Origin of the sequence: Parabacteroides goldsteinii, from assembly GCF_020091425.1 — a bacterium.
Lineage (GTDB): Bacteria > Bacteroidota > Bacteroidia > Bacteroidales > Tannerellaceae > Parabacteroides > Parabacteroides goldsteinii.
The window spans coordinates 5,752,983-5,771,694 of the sequence record NZ_CP081906.1 but is presented as its reverse complement, the minus strand read 5'-3'; the positions used below and the strand labels follow the sequence as shown (position 1 = coordinate 5,771,694).

Here is an 18,712-nt window from a genome sequence, read left to right as displayed (position 1 = left end):
AACTTATGAAGCGAATTAATTGTATCCATTACATCGTAGCATGTATGCTACTTATGTGTATTACTGCCTGTGATAAAGAGAACTCAACAATAGAAGATGAGATTCCCGCAGCAATCAAAAGCGACTTCTCCAAAAGATATCCATCTGCAGAGATCACTTCTTTCATGAATTATTCGGATGGCATCGACCAAATAAAATTTAAAGATCCGGAACAAAATGAGGCATTGATCTCGTATGTCAATGATAGCTGGAAAATGACCTATACAGAGATCAGCGATATCCAACAACTCCCCATTGAAGTTCAGACTGCTTTCCTGCAAGCCGGATATATTGGCGTACAGGACATTGAGATATTTAAAACAGAACGAGCAGGGATAACAAGGCCCCTTTACACATTACATTTCACGTATCCCTGGAAAAAATCCGACAACATGCAACATTATATTTATATCAATGACGACGGACTTTACTTGAGAACCCTTAGATGTACTCCAAACGATACACGCTGGTTTGTAAATCTGCCCGAAGACCATTTTAATTTTATACACGAAAAATATAAAGGGGCAGAGATAAGAGGATACATGAATGACGGAGAGCATGAATACTTCATCCTTCACAATGATACAATTAAACATGTTTTCTTTCATGGGGAAATAGCAACAGACAGAGGTTTCTGGAGAAGGACAGTGTATGAATTAAGCATGGATACTCCTATCCCGGACAATGTTGCCAAAGTATTAAAACATGACAACCCGGACTTTATCTATACAAACCTTTACTATATCGAATCTGAAGAAGGAAACTCATATCTTTTCCAGGATAAAAAACGGGATGACGAATTAGGATACACTATCGGCGAAAACCTCCAGCCTGTTGAAGAATAATACGACTTTATCACTTTCTATATAAAACAAAAAGAGACAACTGATGCATTAATGACCGGTTGTCTCTTTTTGTTTTATCCAATAATATCTTCTTTATTCCATCAACATAAAGTCAAGCTGCTTACGTTCCAGATTGGCATTTGCGATCTTCACCGTTACAGGATCACCCAGACGGAAGCGGCGTTTCTTACGACGACCGATCAGGCTGTATGTCTCTTCATCCATATCGTAGAAATCATCTCCTAAGTCACGGATAGGAACAAGGCCTTCGCACTTATTCTCATTCAGCTCAACATACAATCCCCATTCGGTAACACCGGAGATCACACCGTCGAACACCATGCCTAACTTATCCTGCATAAACTCAACCTGTTTATACTTGATAGACGCACGTTCTGCATTTGCCGCAACCTGCTCCATCGTAGAACAATGGTCGCATTTTTCTTCATACTTTGCCTTTACCACGCTGCGTCCGCCTTCAAGATAACGTTCCAGCAAACGGTGCACCATCATATCCGGATAACGGCGGATAGGAGAAGTAAAATGAGTGTAATATTCAAAAGCCAGACCATAATGGCCGATATTCTCTGTCGTATAACGTGCTTTCTGCATCGAGCGGATTGCCAATGTTTCAATCAGATTCTCTTCCGGTTTATCATGCACTTCATCCAGCAAACGGTTCAGGTTACGGGAGATATCGATCTTACTGCTGCCCTCCGTTTTCATCTTATAACCGAAGCGGCGGATAAAGGCGGCAAAATTCTCCAGTTTATCCGGATCGGGCAAATCGTGGATACGGTAGACAAACGTTTTCTTTGTCTTTCCTTTAGGCACTTTACCTACAAATTCTGCTACTGTACGATTCGCCAGCAACATAAATTCTTCAATCAGTTTGTTGGCATCTTTCGATTCCTTGATATAAGTACTGATCGGTTTTCCGGTTTCGTCAATTTCAAACCTTACTTCAAAGCGGTCGAAGTTAACGGCTCCGTTCTTAAAACGTTTTTCACGCAACTTCTTTGCTAATGCGTCCAGGATCAGTATTTCGTCTTTATAATCACCTTCGCCTGTTTCGATCACCAACTGCGCCTCTTCGTAAGTGAAGCGGCGGTCGCTCTTGATCACGGTACGTCCGATACGCGACTTCTTCACGTTGGCCTCTTCGTCCAGTTCAAAAATAGCGGAGAAGCATAACTTCTCTTCATCCGGACGCAAGGAACATATCTGGTTACATAACCGTTCGGGCAACATCGGAATCGTACGGTCCACCAAATAGACGGAAGTCGCACGGCTTTCCGCTTCACGGTCGATCAGACTTTCAGGTTTTACATAGTGAGTTACGTCGGCAATATGCACACCCACTTCCCAGTTCCCGTTATCCAGCTGGCGAGCCGAAAGGGCATCGTCAAAGTCCTTGGCATCTTTCGGGTCGATAGTAAAGGTCAGGACTTTACGGAAATCCTCACGCTTGGCAATTTCTTCTTCCGGAATAATCTCCGATATCTTATTTGCCGCCTTTTCCACATTTTCCGGATAAGTATACGGCAGGCCGAATTCTGCCAGTATCGCATGCATTTCGGCTGTATTCTGACCGGCCACACCCAGGATATCGACCACTTCACCCAGCGGGTTCTTGGCTTCGTCCGGCCATTCAACGATACGGACAATGGCTTTATCGCCATTCTTGCCGCCTTTCAGTTTTTCTTTCGGGATAAATATATCGTTTGCCAGCGTCTTGTTCTCGGTGATGAGGAAGGCAAAGCCTTTCGTTACCTGCAATTTACCGACAAATGTCTTTTTCTGGCTTTCCAGTACTTCGATCACTTCGGCTTCCGGTTCAGCGCCCTTGCGTTTGGCAAACAACTGCACCTTCACTTTATCACCGTCCATCGCATGTCCGGAATTCCGTTCCGCCACGAAAACCGGCGCACCACCATCTTCCGGTATAAACGAGTTTTTTCCGTTGCTCCGGCGTCCGAATGTACCGATCGCAGTGGTCCCCAGACCGTTATACCGATAACGTCCGCGGTCTATTTCTGTAATAAAATTTTCGGCAGAGAGATCATACAGCAGGTCTACAACCTGTAGCTTCTGCACCTGGCTCTCTACGCCAATCAGTTTGCTAATCTGTTTATAGTTAAATGGTTCCTTGGGAGAGGATTGAAATACGGACATAACGGAGTGGAGCATGGCTTCTTTCTTCATACGTTTAGCCTTGTTCTTCTTCGGTTTGTTTTCTCTATTATCCTTCTTCCCGGATTTGTTTTTCGTCATATATTTTTTGTAATTAAATGAGAGATAAATCATCTCTCTCACAAAATAAACAAATATAATCGATATACTGTTTACAAACAGGTTAAATTATATTGTTCACTTTGCCGGTTGTTTAAATTTGTAAGGCTCCGGCCCGCTTGCTCCGGGTTTACAAACAAAAAGACTACCGCTAAGGGGATATTCTTCCAGTTGTTGTTCCGAAAGTCCGGCCCGTGCCGTTGTAATGTAGAGCGTATCCATATCCTTGCCGCCGAATGCACAAGAGGCCACATTGGGAGCCGGAACTTCTACTTTTCCCAGTAACTCACCCGTATAAGGATTGTAGCAGTACACACCGAAACCGCCCCACTGAGCTACCCATAAATTATCGTTGCTATCGATCGTCATCCCGTCAGGAGCCCCTGAACCGGGAGGTAAGGTGACAGCAACGCCATCAAACAGGATTTCGCCTGTCTTTTCATCATACCGGTAACGAGCCACCTTACCGGTCGGAGTATCATTGTAATACATGTATTTCTTATTGGCCGACCAGACAATCCCGTTGGAGATGGTAACTTTCTCCAACTTGGTCTCCACCGTTCCGTCAGGCACAACCGTATATAATGTTCCGGCACCTTTAGGCGCCCCGAATCCCATCGTTCCGATCCATAAACGGCCTGCCGGATCACATTTTCCGTCATTACATCTTACTTTTCCTTCATAATCGGGAATAGGTGCCACAGATGACAAACTTCCGTCATTCAAGTTCACCCGTACAATCTCATCCTGAAGAGAGACAACCACCGTGCTGTCCGTCTCCGGCACCACCGTCGAAACCATACGGTCGAACTCCCACGTTTTACAGTCCTGCTTGTCCGGATAATATTCATACAAGGTTTTTCCTTCGATATCAACCCAGAATAGGGTATTTCTGTCCGGATGCCAGATAGAACCTTCACCGGTTGTTGCTTCTGCTTTAAATGCCAGATCCGACTGGATCATTTTAGGAGCCGAGGAACATGATGTTCCTGAAAGAAAAGGGACTGTTAACATAAGGGTCACTATTAAATTTTTCATGGTAAATAATCAATTTCGCTGCTCATTATATCAATGCAAATATAAAGTATTTTAATCATTCATAAAGAATAGGCAGGAATTTATTCCTAAAGAAAAAAAGTATTCGTCCCGCCCGGTAACCCGCAGGCAACAGTGTTTTTAACCTGCAATCAGATTGTTTCACTTATTACCTTCAGGAGAAACAGTTGTTTCATCATAGTGAAACAACTTGTTCCTAGTAATGAAACAACTGTTTCTACCTAATGAAACTATATACACATGCCTAGGTAATACTATTTTCCTCCTAAAACAGATCCGAACAGGCACAGGGTATCATGTTAAAAGTCCTAATCTTAAGTCTAAAAGGTCGATGTAACGAATTTATTATGTAAATTTGCCGTTCTAATAAAAATAACCAATGGGTGTAGTAATTAAAGAAGTTACCAGCAAAAAAGAACTGAAGAAATTCGTTAAGTTCAATATTGATTTATATAAAGACAACCCCTACCATATACCGGGATTGATCGAGGAGGAGATGGTTACACTGGACAAGAAGAAGAATCCGGCATTCGAAGTTTGCGATGCCATCTATTTTCTTGCCTACAAAGACGGTAAAATCGTCGGCCGTATTGCCGGAATGATTAACCGCCGTAGTAACGAAGTGTGGAACCAACAGCGCGCCCGCTTCGGTTTTCTGGATTTCATCGATGACGCAGAAGTCGTAGACGCTTTGTTCAACGCCGTTGAAAAATGGGCTAAAGAACAAGGAATGAAAGAGATTCACGGCCCGCTGGGATTTACGGATATGGATCATGAAGGTATGCTGATCGAAGGATTCGACCAACTCGGAACCATGGCCGCCATCTATAACTTCCCTTATTACCCGCAGCATCTGGAACGTATAGGATACGAAAAAGATCAGGATTGGCACGAATTTAAAATATATATCCCGGAAGGTGTACCCGACAAACACCTGCGCATCGGAGAAATAGTAAAAAAGAAATATGGCCTTAAAACGATGAAGTTCAAAAAGACGAAAGAGATATGGCCGTATGCACAAAAGATTTTTGAAACACTGAACGAAGCGTATGCACCATTATATGGTTTTGCTCCACTGACCCAGAAGCAGATCGACTATTATGTAAAAATGTATATCCCGATGATCCGTCTGGATCTGGTGACTCTTATCATCAGAGAAGAGGATGACACCGTAGTCGGTTTCGGAATCTCATTACCCAGCCTTTCACATGCCATGCAAAAGGCAAAAGGACATTTATTTCCTTTCGGCTGGATACATCTGCTGAAAGCATTGAAAACAAAGCCCAAAGTAATCGACTTGTATCTGACGGGAGTATTGCCTGAATATCAGAACAAAGGGGTAAACGCATTGCTGTTCAACGACCTTATTCCCGTATATATCGGTCTGGGTGTCGAATATGCCGAAAGTAATCCGGAATTGGCAAGCAACAATGCCGTACAGGCCCAATGGGACTATTTCAAACGTGAACATCACAAAACAAGAAGAGCATTTATCAAAAAATTAAAATAAGGATTTTCTATGGAAGAACTGAATTCAACAATGCAACAACCGACAGCGTATAATGACGACGATATCAAGACGCTGGACTGGATGGAACATATCCGCCGGCGCCCTGGTATGTATATTGGTAAACTGGGAGATGGTAGCTATGCGGATGATGGGATCTATGTATTGCTGAAAGAAGTACTCGATAACTCCATCGACGAATACATGATGGGGTATGGCAAAACTATAGAAGTGACCGTCGAAGAAGGAACTGTTTCCGTCAGGGACTATGGTCGTGGCGTTCCGCTGGGAAAGGTGGTCGACGTATCCAGTAAAATGAACACTGGTGCCAAGTACGACAGCAAGGCTTTTAAAAAGTCTGTCGGACTGAACGGTGTCGGTATCAAGGCTGTGAATGCCCTGAGCAGTTATTTCCTGATTACCAGCTTCCGCGAAGGAGAGTGTAAACGGGTCGAATACAGCAAAGCCATCATTACAGAGGAGTCTGGAATCCAACCGACTGACGAAGCAAACGGAACACTTATCTATTTCATTCCGGACAAGGAAATCTTTAAAGAATATCAATACAAGGACGAATTCATAGAAAGCCTTTTGAAGAATTACGTCTTTCTGAATTCGGGCCTGACCATTATGTTCAACGGCAAGAAATTCCATTCACGCAACGGACTGGTCGACCTGTTGAACGAAAATATGACCACCGAGCCCTTATATCCGATCATTCATCTGAACGGAGAAGATATCGAAGTGGTTATCACACACAGTAACCAATACGGTGAAGAATATTATTCGTTCGTAAACGGACAATACACGACTCAGGGCGGAACGCATCTTTCCGCTTTCCGCGAAACGCTGGGACGTGTCATCAAAGAATATTATAATAAAAACTTCGAATATTCGGACATCCGTGCCGGTATCGTTGCCGCCATCAGTATTAAGGTGGAAGAGCCTGTGTTCGAGAGCCAGACAAAAACCAAGCTGGGTTCGAAAGATGTCGGTCCCGAAGGTCCTACCGTGGCAAAATTCGTCGGCGACTTTATCAAGAAAGAACTCGACAACTACCTGCATAAGAACACAGATACTTCGGAAGCCCTGCTTCGCAAGATCCTTGAATCGGAAAAGGAACGTAAAGCGATTGCCGGTGTAACGAAACTGGCCCGTGAACGAGCTAAGAAGGCGAACCTGCATAACAAGAAACTCCGTGACTGCCGCATCCACCTCAACGATGCCAAAGGCGACCGGACAGAAGAAAGTTGTATCTTCATCACCGAGGGTGACTCGGCCAGTGGATCGATCACCAAAAGCCGTGACCCGAACTTTCAGGCTGTTTTCAGTCTACGCGGTAAACCGCTTAACAGCTACGGCCTGACTAAAAAGATCGTTTACGAAAATGAAGAATTCAACCTACTGCAAGCCGCCCTCAATATTGAAGACGGACTGGACGGTCTGCGGTATAATAAAGTTATTATCGCTACCGATGCCGACGTCGACGGTATGCATATCCGGTTACTGCTGATCACGTTCTTCTTGCAGTTCTTCCCCGACCTGATCAAACGGAATCATGTCTATATCCTGCAAACCCCGCTTTTCCGTGTACGCAACAAACAAAAAACGTATTATTGCTACACCGAAGAAGAACGTCTGGCTGCAATCCAGGCAGTAGGAAAGAATCCGGAGATCACCCGATTCAAAGGTCTGGGAGAAATTTCACCGGACGAGTTCAGAAACTTTATCGGCAAGGACATGCGTCTGGACCCGGTAACGATGAAAAAAGAAGACCTGGTTAAAGATATGCTCGAATTCTATATGGGTAAAAACACCATGGAAAGACAGAACTTTATTATTGACAATCTGGTTGTAGAAGAAGACGTTGTCAATTGAAAATTAAATATTGAACATTGAAAATGAAAAAGCGTATCGCTTTGTTCCCCGGAACGTTCGATCCTTTTACGATCGGACACCAATCGTTGGTAAGCCGTGGGCTAGCCCTGGTTGACGAGATCATCATTTCTATCGGTATTAACGATAAGAAGCAGACTTACTTCACACTTGAAAAACGCTTGGAAGCGATCCGGTGTCTTTATAAAGACGAACCACGGGTAAAAGTGATGTCGTATAACTCACTGACTGTCGATTTTGCAGAAGAAGTCGGTGCCGAATTCATTATGCGCGGTATCCGTACCGTCAACGATTTCGAGTATGAAAAAAGTATTGCCGACGTCAACCGGAAGTTGAGCGGCATTGAGACATTCATTCTTTTTACAGAACCCGAACATACACACATCAGTTCCAGTATTGTACGTGAATTGTTGCGGTATGGCAAAGATATTTCTCCCTTCGTTCCGAAGGGAACCAATTTATATTGACTATTTACGAAACAAAAATTAAAATGAAACGAATCGTAGTATCCCTGCTCGTTGCAATGATTGCCATCACAACGGCTGTGGCCCAGAAACCGAATCAGGATGCCCGCAAATTATCCATGGCTTTATATGCCATCTCGAATCTATATGTAGATCCGGTGGATGATTCCAAGCTGGTAGAAGATGCGATCACCGGTATACTGGAAAAGCTGGACCCACATTCAAACTATATGGATCCGGAAGAGACAAAAGAGATGACCGAACCTTTGCAAGGCAACTTCGACGGTATCGGTATCCAGTTCAATATGCTGACCGATACCTTATATGTCATTCAGGTAATTCCCGGCGGTCCGTCCGAAAAGGTCGGCCTGATGGCTGGCGACCGTATCATCATGGTCGACGACACCCTGATAGCCGGTGTAAAAATGAAGACGACCGACATTATGAAACGTCTGCGTGGTCCGAAAGGAACTGAAGTAAACATCAAGGTATTGCGAAATAAGAATCCGGAACTGATCGAATTTAAGATCATCCGCGGAAAGATACCTGTTACCAGCCTGGACGCCGCTTATATGGCAGACAAACAGACCGGCTACATCAAACTGAACCGTTTTGCCGCTTCATCAGCCGATGAGTTCCGCGACGCACTTGCCAAGTTGCAAAAACAAGGTATGAAAAACCTGATCCTCGACCTGCAAGGTAATGGGGGCGGTTATCTAAATATTGCCATCGAACTGGCAGACGAGTTCCTCGATAAAGACAAACTGATCGTGTATACCGAAGGTAACAAACAACCGCGCGACGAAGCCAAATCGACAGCCAAAGGCAATTTTGAAGAAGGCCGTCTGGTCGTTATGGTAGACGAATCATCTGCCTCTGCCAGCGAAATCCTTTCGGGTGCCGTACAGGATTGGGATCGTGGTGTCGTAGTAGGACGCCGTACATTCGGTAAAGGTCTGGTCCAGAAACCAATTCCGATGCCGGACGGTTCTATGATCCGTCTGACAGTAGCCCGTTATTATACGCCTACCGGACGTAGTATCCAGAAACATTACGAAAACGGTAAACTGGAAGATTACCAGCACGACCTGATCGACCGTTATAATCGCGGCGAGCTAATGAGTGCCGACAGCATCCATTTCCCGGATTCTATGAAATACAACACACTGGAAACCAAACGTATCGTTTACGGCGGTGGCGGTATCATGCCGGACGTTTTCATCCCAGTAGACACAACCCGTTATACGGATTATCACCGTAACTTGGTTGCATCCGGTCTTGTAAACCGTGTTTCCATGAGTTACCTGGACCGTAACCGTGCGGCAATGAACAAGAAATATCCGAAATTCAGCCAGTATAAAAAAGACTTTGTTGTCCCCGAAGAAACTCTTCAGGAGTTAATTAATCTGGGTAAAGAAGATAAGATCGAGTATAAAGAAGAAGAATACAACCGTTCAAAACCGCTTATCGCCTTACAGATAAAGGCTTTGATAGCCCGTGACCTGTATGATATGGCAGAATATTTCCAGGTAATCAATGATGATAATGCCAGCTTCAAAGAAGCACTCCGCATTATTAATGATGAAGAAGTCTATAATAAAGAATTGGGTAGGTAACACGTACATTCATATATATAAGAAGAGGTGGAACATTGGCTTGAAGCCTTTGCACCACCTCTTCCATTTTTTACCAGCCCGAAAAAAAGCCAGGAAACACCTCAAAAAAGTCAGGTCTTTACATTTCAAAACATAGGACCTTTATCTGACACTCACCACTTCACCACGTAAATACTTATATTTTTTCCAACAGATGCAACTATCCAAATTACTATCGCATCATATTTATAAAACTATAAACAACTAATTATTATGAAACTATTCATCCATACCCTTGTCTCGACAGCTCTGATTGCTGTAAGTTTTTGTCTGTTTTCCTGTGATGACAATACCGAAGGTTTCGGTTCGACAGGGAGAGACGGTCTCCCCAGTGCATTCAAAACAGAAAATCAAACAACCCATCTATCGTATTCCGGTAACCGGTTGCTGCAAATGATGAACCAAGACGGTTTCACCACTACTTTCAACTACGAAGGCAATGAACTTCGCGGTATCTCCTACGCTCCTCCTGCTGATCCCAATATAGCGGACGGACACGGCTATACAGGTTTCGAAAAGGAAGAAAATAAAATCATTGTAAATCAAAGTGGAGAACCAAGCATGGATATTTCCTATAATCAGGAAATTGAACTGGATGGAAACGGATTTCCTACAAAAATAACAGATCTGGGTGCATTTCAAATAACTAGCGAAGGGTATAAGAAAGTATGGGATGGAAAATATTACTATGCCTTAACTTTCGAGCCATCTACGAAAAACCTGTTAAAACTCGAAAAGTTCAGCCTCGAAGATTCGACACTTATCACAACCTCTAGTTTTCAATACAGCAACCAACCCGGTTCAATGAGCCAAGTGGAATTACCGTTATGGTTCTTCAGTTATCATTCACTTACATCAGGAATATCTTCCCGCCAGTACCTCAATTATCGGAACACACTTATGGAAGAAACCGTAACAGATGGAAAAACCGGCAACACCCATACGACTTATTACAAATATACTTATAATAAGAACGCATATCCGGTAGCTGTTGATAATGGAGAAGAAAAAATGGATATAAGATATTGACTGGTAATTATAAATCTACAATCAGTATATCATCTTTGTAGGCTTCACATTCCCCGACAATCTTCCCTTCGGGAGACAAGAGGTAAGAATCGCCTGCATAGATGATACCTCCCAGATCAGTCCCGGCACAATTGACTGCGATAACATTGGCCTGATTCTCTATAGCCCGTTCACGAAGAAGCCGGTTCCAATCATCACGCCGGGACTCCGGCCAGTTGGCTATATAAATAGCTGTATCATAGCGGTCTTCATTCCGACTCCAATCCGGGAAACGGAGATCGTAACAGATATAAGTAGCCAAACGGTGTCCTTTCCAGTTCAGGACCAACTGTTTTTCTCCCGGAGAAAAACTTCCTTTCTTAAAACAGTTATGTTTGTCATAATATTCATAATGTCCATCAGGAAAGACAGCAAGTAAGCGATTATAAAATTTCCCTTCTTCTTTATATATTGTAGAGCCGATTATCAAGGCTCCGCTACCAGCCGCCCATTCCTTCATTTTCTCAATGACAACCGGATAATAACCCGCTATTTCATCTTTCGTCTGTACAGCGACTTCCTTATCCTTCTTTTTCATTTCGCATCCGGAAACAAACAACTCGGGAAACACAATCATATCACATCCCCGGCATTTCTCTACCCGCTTCTGAAAAGCTTCAAGGTTTGCATCAACATCTCCCCATGCAAGATGTGCCTGCACCAAGGCGACCCGACAGGTTTCTTTCGTTTGTGCCTGAACGGCCGTATTAACCAATAAAATAAGAACAGCCAGCAGATATTTCATACATTCACAGGATTAAGAGACGGGCGCAAATATAAAAATAATGTACCACAACGCGACCGACACAGCCGGATTATATAAGAAATCTGCCTATCTTTGTCTACTATCTTTCTCCAAAGAAGACGAGTAAAAACACTTAAACTAAAAAAATGATTTTATCAGAAACAGAAACTTTAATCTGGGATTGGAACGGAACGTTATTAGACGATGTAGAAGTAAACGTCAAGGTTATCAACGAAATACTCTCAAAAAGGAATTTACCCCTACTGGATATAAATACCTATAAAGAGATATTCTGCTTCCCCGTCAAACAGTTCCATATCCGGATAGGTATCGACTTCGAAAAAGAGTCAATCGAAAAGATATCCGCAGAATATATGGAACGTTATAAAAACTACGAGAAAGATATAAAGCTGCATGCTGATGTCCCTTTTATCCTGGATGCGATCAATGCAAAAGGCATCAGCCAATATATTCTATCTGCTGCCGGGACAAACGATCTATTGCGCATGCTTGACCGTTTCCACCTGACGGATAAATTCAAAGGAATATACGGTTCAGATAACATCTGCGCTACCGGAAAAATCGGGATCGGCCAAAGACTGATAAAAGAAAACTTCCTAAATCCGGAAAAAGCGCTCATAATAGGAGATACATTACACGATGCGGAAGTGGCAAAAGCTTTGGGAATAAACTGTATTCTGTATTCGGGAGGACATAATAACTATAATCTCTTAACAAAAAAATCCAAGGTCATCAGAAATCTAAAAGACATCCTACCTCATTGAATAGCATGCAGAAAATCCAGCCCATAGCAATGTAATTTTCAAAGCTCACCTTTCAGGCGTCAGTCGTAATCTCCCATTGAAAGATAAACGGTCCGACTGAAAGGTGATATAACCGGACTTAGATTCCGCCAGATAGTTATCCGTTTGCCAATCAATAGTTATCCATTCTCCAACCAATAGTTATCCATTTGCCTGCAGGTAATTATCCTGCTCGTAAAACATAGGTGTTTCGGAATGTTAAGTCAGGACCTTTGACGACAAAACATATATGCTTTGCTGGAAGTTATTTTACCTCGAATTTCCGTATACACCTTTTCACGGTTTCATCCCTTCAGCCGGATAGATTGAAAAAACAGGCCATCCCGAACAACTGAAAGCTGAAAGCAGTAGTCTGAAATGACATAGAGAACAGCCCAGACATACAAACTGATTTCAGCTATATAGTATTAATTCTAAAAAACAATTGTATTTGATCCCGAAATAGTTGTTCTAATTTGTGTTAGAATTCCGAATACCCCACAGTAGTCTTTGTAGTACTGGACCATAAGGTATTGATAAAAACATTTTCGTAAATGACCCCGAGTGTGTCGGAAACTACACAGACAGTCTTATAAATAGTACCATCGCATGTCCATTCCAATTCCACTTCTTCCAGTCCAAGACGCAACCGCAACATTTGATCCAAATACGTCTTTACTTTTTTCCTCATATTTTCTGCCTCTTCCTTGTCGATAGAAGAGAATTCTTTTAAACTCTTCAATGTCGTTTTTCCACTTTCTACAAAGGGATAGCCTGTACCATCAAGTATCGCAAGCTTTACTCTCTCCAGATCCTCTTCCGTAGATATTTTGCCGATGTATTTATAGCCTGTAAGGATATACCCTAGATGAAATTCAGCAGTATTTTTCTTCATCGTATCCAGATGTTGTTTCCATAAAACGGAATCGGCCGGTTGGCCACCGGAGAGATAGGGCGTAGCTCCACACAAAAAGGATGCGCCCATGAACAAGCAAAAAAAGAGACTGATAATAATTGCTTTTGTCTTCATGATGTTAGAGTATATAAAAAGTATGTCATGCACAAATGTAACAAGATTACAGACTAATAAGCAAAACGCCCCTGTGTTTTAATTAATTTTAATTAATTTATTTAAGAAATGAAAGCAAATATAGGAAATGACAGCATTGAGGCTCTCTTTTAGTATGTAGTTAAAAGTAACAATACAAACAACGCACCAGACATTTTACGAATAAACGATTAAATAACAAGGATTATATAAACAAAAAAATAAAATTTAAAGGAACAGGTCATTCTTCATACCCAATTCAAATTAAGTAAAAACTGAGACAAATTAATTTGATACAGCATAATTCTTATTGATAACAACACCATAGTCTTCGTAGAACTATGGCATTATTTCTCATATTATTTAATTAATAATACAAAATAACAAGCTTTTTAAAGGCATAAAAATGGACAATATTACTACAATGATGGACAATATTTCGATTTTTCATAAATAAATGAAATAAATTGCCATTTATGTCTCCCAATTCTTCGCCTAATGCCATAGTTCTACGAAGACTACAGCATTAAAGTTAACGTATACTAATTACAAACCAGAAAGACTACAGTCTTTCACAAATAACATTATAACATGACCTGAAATACCCTTAGTCGCATTATTCAATTACATACTCTAAGAGAATGTGTAATCTTTATTTGTTAAATTAGATCTAATATGATCCTCTTTTGCTATACCATGCAAAAGCCTGCTTACATACAATCATCATTATTCAGTTGCAAATGAATAATTACTGATTGTACTAACGATACTTTGCACCTAGTATTAAACATAGTACATTAGACAATGAAAACCTCAAAAATTAATGTAACCTTATTCTATCTATTTACCGCATTTCTTTTCATAGGAGGACTTACAGCTTGTAATGATGACAACAGTTCTTCTGAAGATAATCCGTATTCCCCTGATAAACCGTTGGTTGTATCAAGCATAGGTCCCGAAAAAGGAGGAATAGGAACCCGTGTAGTGGTGAGTGGCTCCAACTTCGGAAATGATATATCCAAAGTAAAATTGTTTTTCAATCAAAAAGAGGCCTTGATCCTTAAAGTACAAAACAACGCTATCTATGCCATGGTCCCCAAACAACCCGGAGAACATTCTACCATCAAAGTAGCAGTAGAAGATGGAGTAAATTCAGACGGATCACCCAAATACAGGGAAGAAACGCTTAAAGATAAATTATTTAAATACAACATTAAAGCCACCGTTACTACTGTAGCCGGACAATTAGACGTGAAAACGGCTAAAGACGGCCCAGCTTTGGAAGGTTCATTCGGACGTCCCGTCATGCTGGCTGTCGATGATGAAGGGACTGTATTGATTGCTGACGATGGAGGCAAGATGGTTAGGATGCTTTCCATCCAGGACAACAAACTCAGCACTGTACTTTCCGGGATGCATGAGCCCTGGCAATGTTCATTCAATCTGGACTTTACAAATTATTATGTACTGGAAAGACGTACATCCATGCGCCCGCTTCTTTTCTACGGATTGTATAAATCGAGCAACTGGCAGGAAGCTGAAGCTTATTATGATCAAAAAAATGACAAAGGTGACTACATCGCCGGAGCCATGGATTATTTTGGGCTGGCTGCCGACAATGACTATGTTTTCCTGTTATCCTCTTCAGGTAAACGCCTGATCCGTGTAAGCATTGCAACAAAAAAGGTAGAGCTGATCGGAGAGAATCTGAATATGGATTCATGGGCACACATCGCCTATAATAAGAAAAACGGATATCTCTATATCACTTCCGAAGCCTGGGGACGCCTCTATCGCCTGAATCCTTATCATACTCCTGCCGGACATTCTACTCCATGGATTACACAAAACGAGATAGAACATATCGTTGGAACAGGTAAAGGCGCGGCTAAAGAAGGAAACGGAAAAGCCGCACAACTCGGAGAGATCGAAGGAATGGCCGCCGACCAGGAAGGGAACGTCTATCTGGCAGACTACACCAACCATGTCATCTGGAAAGTAGATGAGGAGTTCAATGCAACCATCTTCGCCGGAGTTCCGGGAGAATCCGGATATAAAGACGGTAAACCCCAGGAAGCACTTTTCAATAAACCTTACGATGTAGCAGCTACCCCCGACGGTATCCTATATGTGGCCGACACCTACAATTATTTGATCCGTTGTATAGCTATTCAATAACCATAGATTAAAATACATAAAAATGAAAAAATATATAGCATTGATCGTCTTGTTTTTGACGATGCTGCCGGCTTTTGCCTCAGCGCAAAAAACAATTAATATTCAGGGAGTAGTCACCGACTCTAATAATGAGACTCAGATCGGTGTAAACATATATCCGCGAAACGACCAGTCGCATGGAACCGTTACAGATATAGACGGCAAATACACCATTCAGGTCAAACCTGGCACAACGCTCGTTTTTTCTTATATCGGATTCAAAACACAAGAGATCAAAATCGGCACGGCCAAGGAACAAACAATCAATGTGGTACTGGATGCCGATGCACAGCAACTGGAAGAAGTCAGTATCGTAGGATATAGCACACAACGAAAAGTCAGCGTAGTCGGAGCCATTACAAGTATTAAACCGACGACATTGAATGTGGGCGGTGTAACTTCAGTCAGTAATGCGCTAGCCGGACGTGTAGCGGGGCTGATCGGCGTTCAGCAGAGTGGCGAACCGGGCAGCGATGTATCCGAATTTTGGATCCGGGGTATCAGTACATTCGGAGCCAATAGCAGTGCCTTAATACTGATAGACGGGATAGACCGCGGAAGTTCCAGCCTGAACGAACTGGCTCCCGAAGATATCGAGAGTTTCTCCGTTCTGAAAGATGCAACAGCAACTGCCGTATATGGTGCCAAAGGTGCGAATGGTGTGGTACTGATCAATACCAAACGCGGTGTTGAAGGAAAAGTTTCGATCAACGGCAGTGTTAAGACGATGATAGAAACACTACCCAGACTTCCCAACTATCTCAGAGCTTACGACTATGCCAGACTAGCCAACGAAGCCAAAGTAGTGAGAGGCGATAAATCGGTTTATTCTCCCGAGATTTTCGATATTATAAAATACAACATGGATCCTGACCTCTATCCGGATGTTAGCTGGCAGGATGAGATATTGAAAAAACGGACACTGGGTGTACAGGGCAATATCAATATTTCCGGCGGTAGCAAACTGGCCCGTTATTATATGAGTGCCTTTTACCGGACCAACGATGCCATTTACAAACAAACCGGCATGGAACGTTATCACTCGAATGTAAGACGTAATCAATATACTTTCAGAAGCAACATCGATGTCGATCTGACCAAAAGTACACTGATTAGTTTACTCTTATCCGCCAAATTGGTTGATATGAACCGTCCGGGCATGGGCACGACCAAAGAGATATGGGGTGCACAAGCATCCTTAACCCCGTTGACTGTTCCGGTACGCTATTCGAACGGACAGCTTCCCGCTTACGGAAAAGGAGACATGACCTCTCCTTCCGTATTGCTAAATGAAACCGGCTTCCTCACCGACCGTGATAATTCTATAGAATCTTTATTGAAAATAGAACAATCGCTAGATTTTATCACGAAAGGCTTAAAAGCGACGGCATCTCTGTCGTTCGACAACTACAACAATCATCTTACCAGCCGTACCAAAATGCCGGATCTGTATAAAGCGACTGACCGCAACTGGAATACCGGGGAACTGATGACACTCAAAACTGTTGTTGCCGAGCCAATGACTTTCAAAAGTACTTCGTACGGTATCCGTACGATTTATGTCGAAGGTAAAGTGGAATACAACCGGTTATTTGCCGAAAAGCACCGTATCGGAGGACTGTTCCTCTACAATCAAAAGGACTACCAACGCACGGATGCAGACGGTGAACTGGCATCTATCCCGCATCGTAATCAAGGGATAGCCGGACGCCTTACTTATTCTTATAATGATATCTACTTTATAGAAGGTAACTTCGGATATAATGGTTCCGAAAATTTCCCGAAAGGAGAACGCTTCGGATTTTTCCCCTCAGCCGCTTTGGGGTATGTTATTTCCAACTATCCGCTGGTGAAAAAGAAATTACCGTTCATCACGACCCTAAAACTCCGCTATTCATACGGTTTGGTAGGAAACGACCAGATCAGTAACGATGTCCGTTTTCCTTATCTTACAACCGTAAATATGAGTGCACCCGGATATGTCTTCGGCGACCAGTACCAAAATTCGGGAGGTGGAGTAACCGATGCCGTACTGGGTTCCACCGGCCTTGTCTGGGAAAAAGCGATCAAACAGAATTTCGGTATCGACCTTACCCTTTGGGAAGCGCTTGACATCACGGTAGATGCTTTTATCGACAAACGAAATAATATCTTCATGGAACGTGCCACACTGCCCGGAACCATCGGCGTAGGAACAAAACCCTGGGGAAACGTGGGCAAGATGAAGAGCTGGGGAGCAGACGGTACAGCTTCTTATACCCATCGTTTTGGTAATGTAGACGTTGAATTACGCGGAAACTTCACACTGACAAGAGATAAGATCATCGATTACGACGAGGTACCTCCCCGCTACCCTTATCTGGCTAAAAAAGGAACCAGTTATGGTGTGACCCGTGGTTTAATCGCTCTGGGACTCTTCAAAGATGAAGAGGATGTTAAAAACAGTCCTACCCAATTCGGCAAAGTTCTTCCAGGAGACATTAAGTATCAGGACATAAATGGCGATGGCCGTATCGACGATTATGATATTGCTCCTATCGGTAATTCCAACATACCAAAAGTTCAATACGGATTTGCGACCAGTGCCAAATGGAAAGGTTTCGACATCAGTGTATTTTTCAGAGGTGCAGCACAGGTTGATTATTTCATGGGAGGAAACGGATATTACCCGTTTGCCGGAGGTGTGACCGGCAACGTTCTTTCCATCGTGAACGATCAGAAAAATCGCTGGACACCGGCTTCTTACTCAGGAGACCCGTCGACGGAGAACCCTAACGCCCGTTTCCCCCGTCTTACCTACGGAGAAAATGTAAACAACAACCGGCCCTCTTCTTTCTGGCTTGCCGATGCAGGATATCTCCGTTTAAAAACTCTTGAAATAGGATATACGATCCCTAAAAAAATATTGTCGAAAATAAACATGAGCAATTTACGTATATCTGTGCTCGGAGATAATTTATGTGTCTGGGATAAAGTAAAATTATGGGATCCCGAACAAGCAAGCGACAACGGTGCCGTTTATCCTATTACCCGTTCTTATTCAATGGTCTTACAAGTCTCATTTTAATTCATCGAAT

13 protein-coding genes are annotated in these 18,712 nt (G+C 42.7%); 9 read left to right on the top strand and 4 right to left on the bottom strand.

What is annotated here, in order from left to right:
* Positions 1-5: 5 nt before the first annotated feature.
* Entirely contained in the window at positions 6-884 is an 879-nt protein-coding gene (locus K6V26_RS23770; protein ID WP_048314336.1) for a hypothetical protein, read from the top strand.
* Positions 885-977: 93 nt separating this feature from the next.
* Here K6V26_RS23770 and rnr read toward each other — a convergent pair whose 3' ends face one another.
* Together rnr and K6V26_RS23760 are read right to left on the bottom strand one after the other, a co-directional pair.
* On the bottom strand, positions 978-3,158 hold the full coding sequence (gene rnr, locus K6V26_RS23765) for a ribonuclease R (RefSeq protein WP_195437386.1): 2,181 nt from the start codon (positions 3,156-3,158) through the stop codon (positions 978-980).
* Positions 3,159-3,254: 96 nt separating this feature from the next.
* Positions 3,255-4,190, bottom strand: a complete 936-nt coding sequence (locus K6V26_RS23760) for an SMP-30/gluconolactonase/LRE family protein (RefSeq protein ID WP_010801010.1) — start codon at positions 4,188-4,190, stop codon at positions 3,255-3,257.
* A gap of 421 nt (positions 4,191-4,611) precedes the next feature.
* Here K6V26_RS23760 and K6V26_RS23755 point away from each other — a divergent pair, with 421 nt between their 5' ends.
* The 5 genes from K6V26_RS23755 (at position 4,612) to K6V26_RS23735 (ending at position 10,783) form a co-directional block, all read left to right on the top strand.
* On the top strand, positions 4,612-5,742 hold the full coding sequence (locus K6V26_RS23755) for a hypothetical protein (RefSeq protein ID WP_224264063.1): 1,131 nt from the start codon (positions 4,612-4,614) through the stop codon (positions 5,740-5,742).
* 9 nt (positions 5,743-5,751) lie between these two features.
* Positions 5,752-7,617 (top strand): DNA topoisomerase IV subunit B, encoded by a 1,866-nt coding sequence (locus K6V26_RS23750; protein WP_010801012.1) that lies wholly within the window; start codon positions 5,752-5,754, stop codon positions 7,615-7,617.
* Positions 7,618-7,640: 23 nt separating this feature from the next.
* Positions 7,641-8,102 (top strand): pantetheine-phosphate adenylyltransferase, encoded by a 462-nt coding sequence (coaD, locus tag K6V26_RS23745; RefSeq protein WP_129698056.1) that lies wholly within the window; start codon positions 7,641-7,643, stop codon positions 8,100-8,102.
* Positions 8,103-8,125: 23 nt separating this feature from the next.
* A complete protein-coding gene (locus K6V26_RS23740; RefSeq protein WP_129698057.1) occupies positions 8,126-9,715 on the top strand; it encodes a S41 family peptidase in 1,590 nt (529 codons plus the stop codon).
* A gap of 252 nt (positions 9,716-9,967) precedes the next feature.
* On the top strand, positions 9,968-10,783 hold the full coding sequence (locus tag K6V26_RS23735) for a permease (RefSeq protein ID WP_224264062.1): 816 nt from the start codon (positions 9,968-9,970) through the stop codon (positions 10,781-10,783).
* A 7-nt stretch (positions 10,784-10,790) separates the two neighbouring features.
* Here the strand turns inward: K6V26_RS23735 and K6V26_RS23730 are convergent, their stop codons facing one another.
* Complete coding sequence (locus tag K6V26_RS23730) at positions 10,791-11,567, bottom strand: nitrilase-related carbon-nitrogen hydrolase (RefSeq protein ID WP_224264061.1); 777 nt, start codon at positions 11,565-11,567, stop codon at positions 10,791-10,793.
* 146 nt (positions 11,568-11,713) lie between these two features.
* Between K6V26_RS23730 and K6V26_RS23725 the strand changes: the two genes are divergently transcribed.
* Complete coding sequence (locus K6V26_RS23725; RefSeq protein ID WP_224264060.1) at positions 11,714-12,352, top strand: HAD family hydrolase; 639 nt, start codon at positions 11,714-11,716, stop codon at positions 12,350-12,352.
* A gap of 499 nt (positions 12,353-12,851) precedes the next feature.
* Here K6V26_RS23725 and K6V26_RS23720 read toward each other — a convergent pair whose 3' ends face one another.
* The gene (locus K6V26_RS23720) at positions 12,852-13,400 is read right to left on the bottom strand and encodes a hypothetical protein (RefSeq protein ID WP_224264059.1); all 549 of its coding nucleotides are present in this window, start codon (positions 13,398-13,400) and stop codon (positions 12,852-12,854) included.
* A gap of 822 nt (positions 13,401-14,222) precedes the next feature.
* On the opposite strand from K6V26_RS23720, the gene K6V26_RS23715 reads away from it, so the two are divergent.
* Complete coding sequence (locus K6V26_RS23715; RefSeq protein WP_009860192.1) at positions 14,223-15,596, top strand: IPT/TIG domain-containing protein; 1,374 nt, start codon at positions 14,223-14,225, stop codon at positions 15,594-15,596.
* A 22-nt stretch (positions 15,597-15,618) separates the two neighbouring features.
* The gene (locus tag K6V26_RS23710; RefSeq protein WP_009860193.1) at positions 15,619-18,702 is read left to right on the top strand and encodes a SusC/RagA family TonB-linked outer membrane protein; all 3,084 of its coding nucleotides are present in this window, start codon (positions 15,619-15,621) and stop codon (positions 18,700-18,702) included.
* The last annotated feature ends 10 nt before the right edge of the window (positions 18,703-18,712 follow it).

Coding starts and splice junctions, on each gene's coding strand:
- K6V26_RS23730 (WP_224264061.1), bottom strand. CDS start 11,567: ATGAAATATCTGCTGGCTGTTCTTATTTTATTGGTTAATACGGCCGTT.
- K6V26_RS23740 (WP_129698057.1), top strand. CDS start 8,126: ATGAAACGAATCGTAGTATCCCTGCTCGTTGCAATGATTGCCATCACA.
- coaD (WP_129698056.1), top strand. CDS start 7,641: ATGAAAAAGCGTATCGCTTTGTTCCCCGGAACGTTCGATCCTTTTACG.
- K6V26_RS23725 (WP_224264060.1), top strand. CDS start 11,714: ATGATTTTATCAGAAACAGAAACTTTAATCTGGGATTGGAACGGAACG.
- K6V26_RS23760 (WP_010801010.1), bottom strand. CDS start 4,190: ATGTTAACAGTCCCTTTTCTTTCAGGAACATCATGTTCCTCGGCTCCT.
- K6V26_RS23755 (WP_224264063.1), top strand. CDS start 4,612: ATGGGTGTAGTAATTAAAGAAGTTACCAGCAAAAAAGAACTGAAGAAA.
- K6V26_RS23710 (WP_009860193.1), top strand. CDS start 15,619: ATGAAAAAATATATAGCATTGATCGTCTTGTTTTTGACGATGCTGCCG.
- K6V26_RS23770 (WP_048314336.1), top strand. CDS start 6: ATGAAGCGAATTAATTGTATCCATTACATCGTAGCATGTATGCTACTT.
- rnr (WP_195437386.1), bottom strand. CDS start 3,158: ATGACGAAAAACAAATCCGGGAAGAAGGATAATAGAGAAAACAAACCG.
- K6V26_RS23735 (WP_224264062.1), top strand. CDS start 9,968: ATGAAACTATTCATCCATACCCTTGTCTCGACAGCTCTGATTGCTGTA.
- K6V26_RS23715 (WP_009860192.1), top strand. CDS start 14,223: ATGAAAACCTCAAAAATTAATGTAACCTTATTCTATCTATTTACCGCA.
- K6V26_RS23750 (WP_010801012.1), top strand. CDS start 5,752: ATGGAAGAACTGAATTCAACAATGCAACAACCGACAGCGTATAATGAC.
- K6V26_RS23720 (WP_224264059.1), bottom strand. CDS start 13,400: ATGAAGACAAAAGCAATTATTATCAGTCTCTTTTTTTGCTTGTTCATG.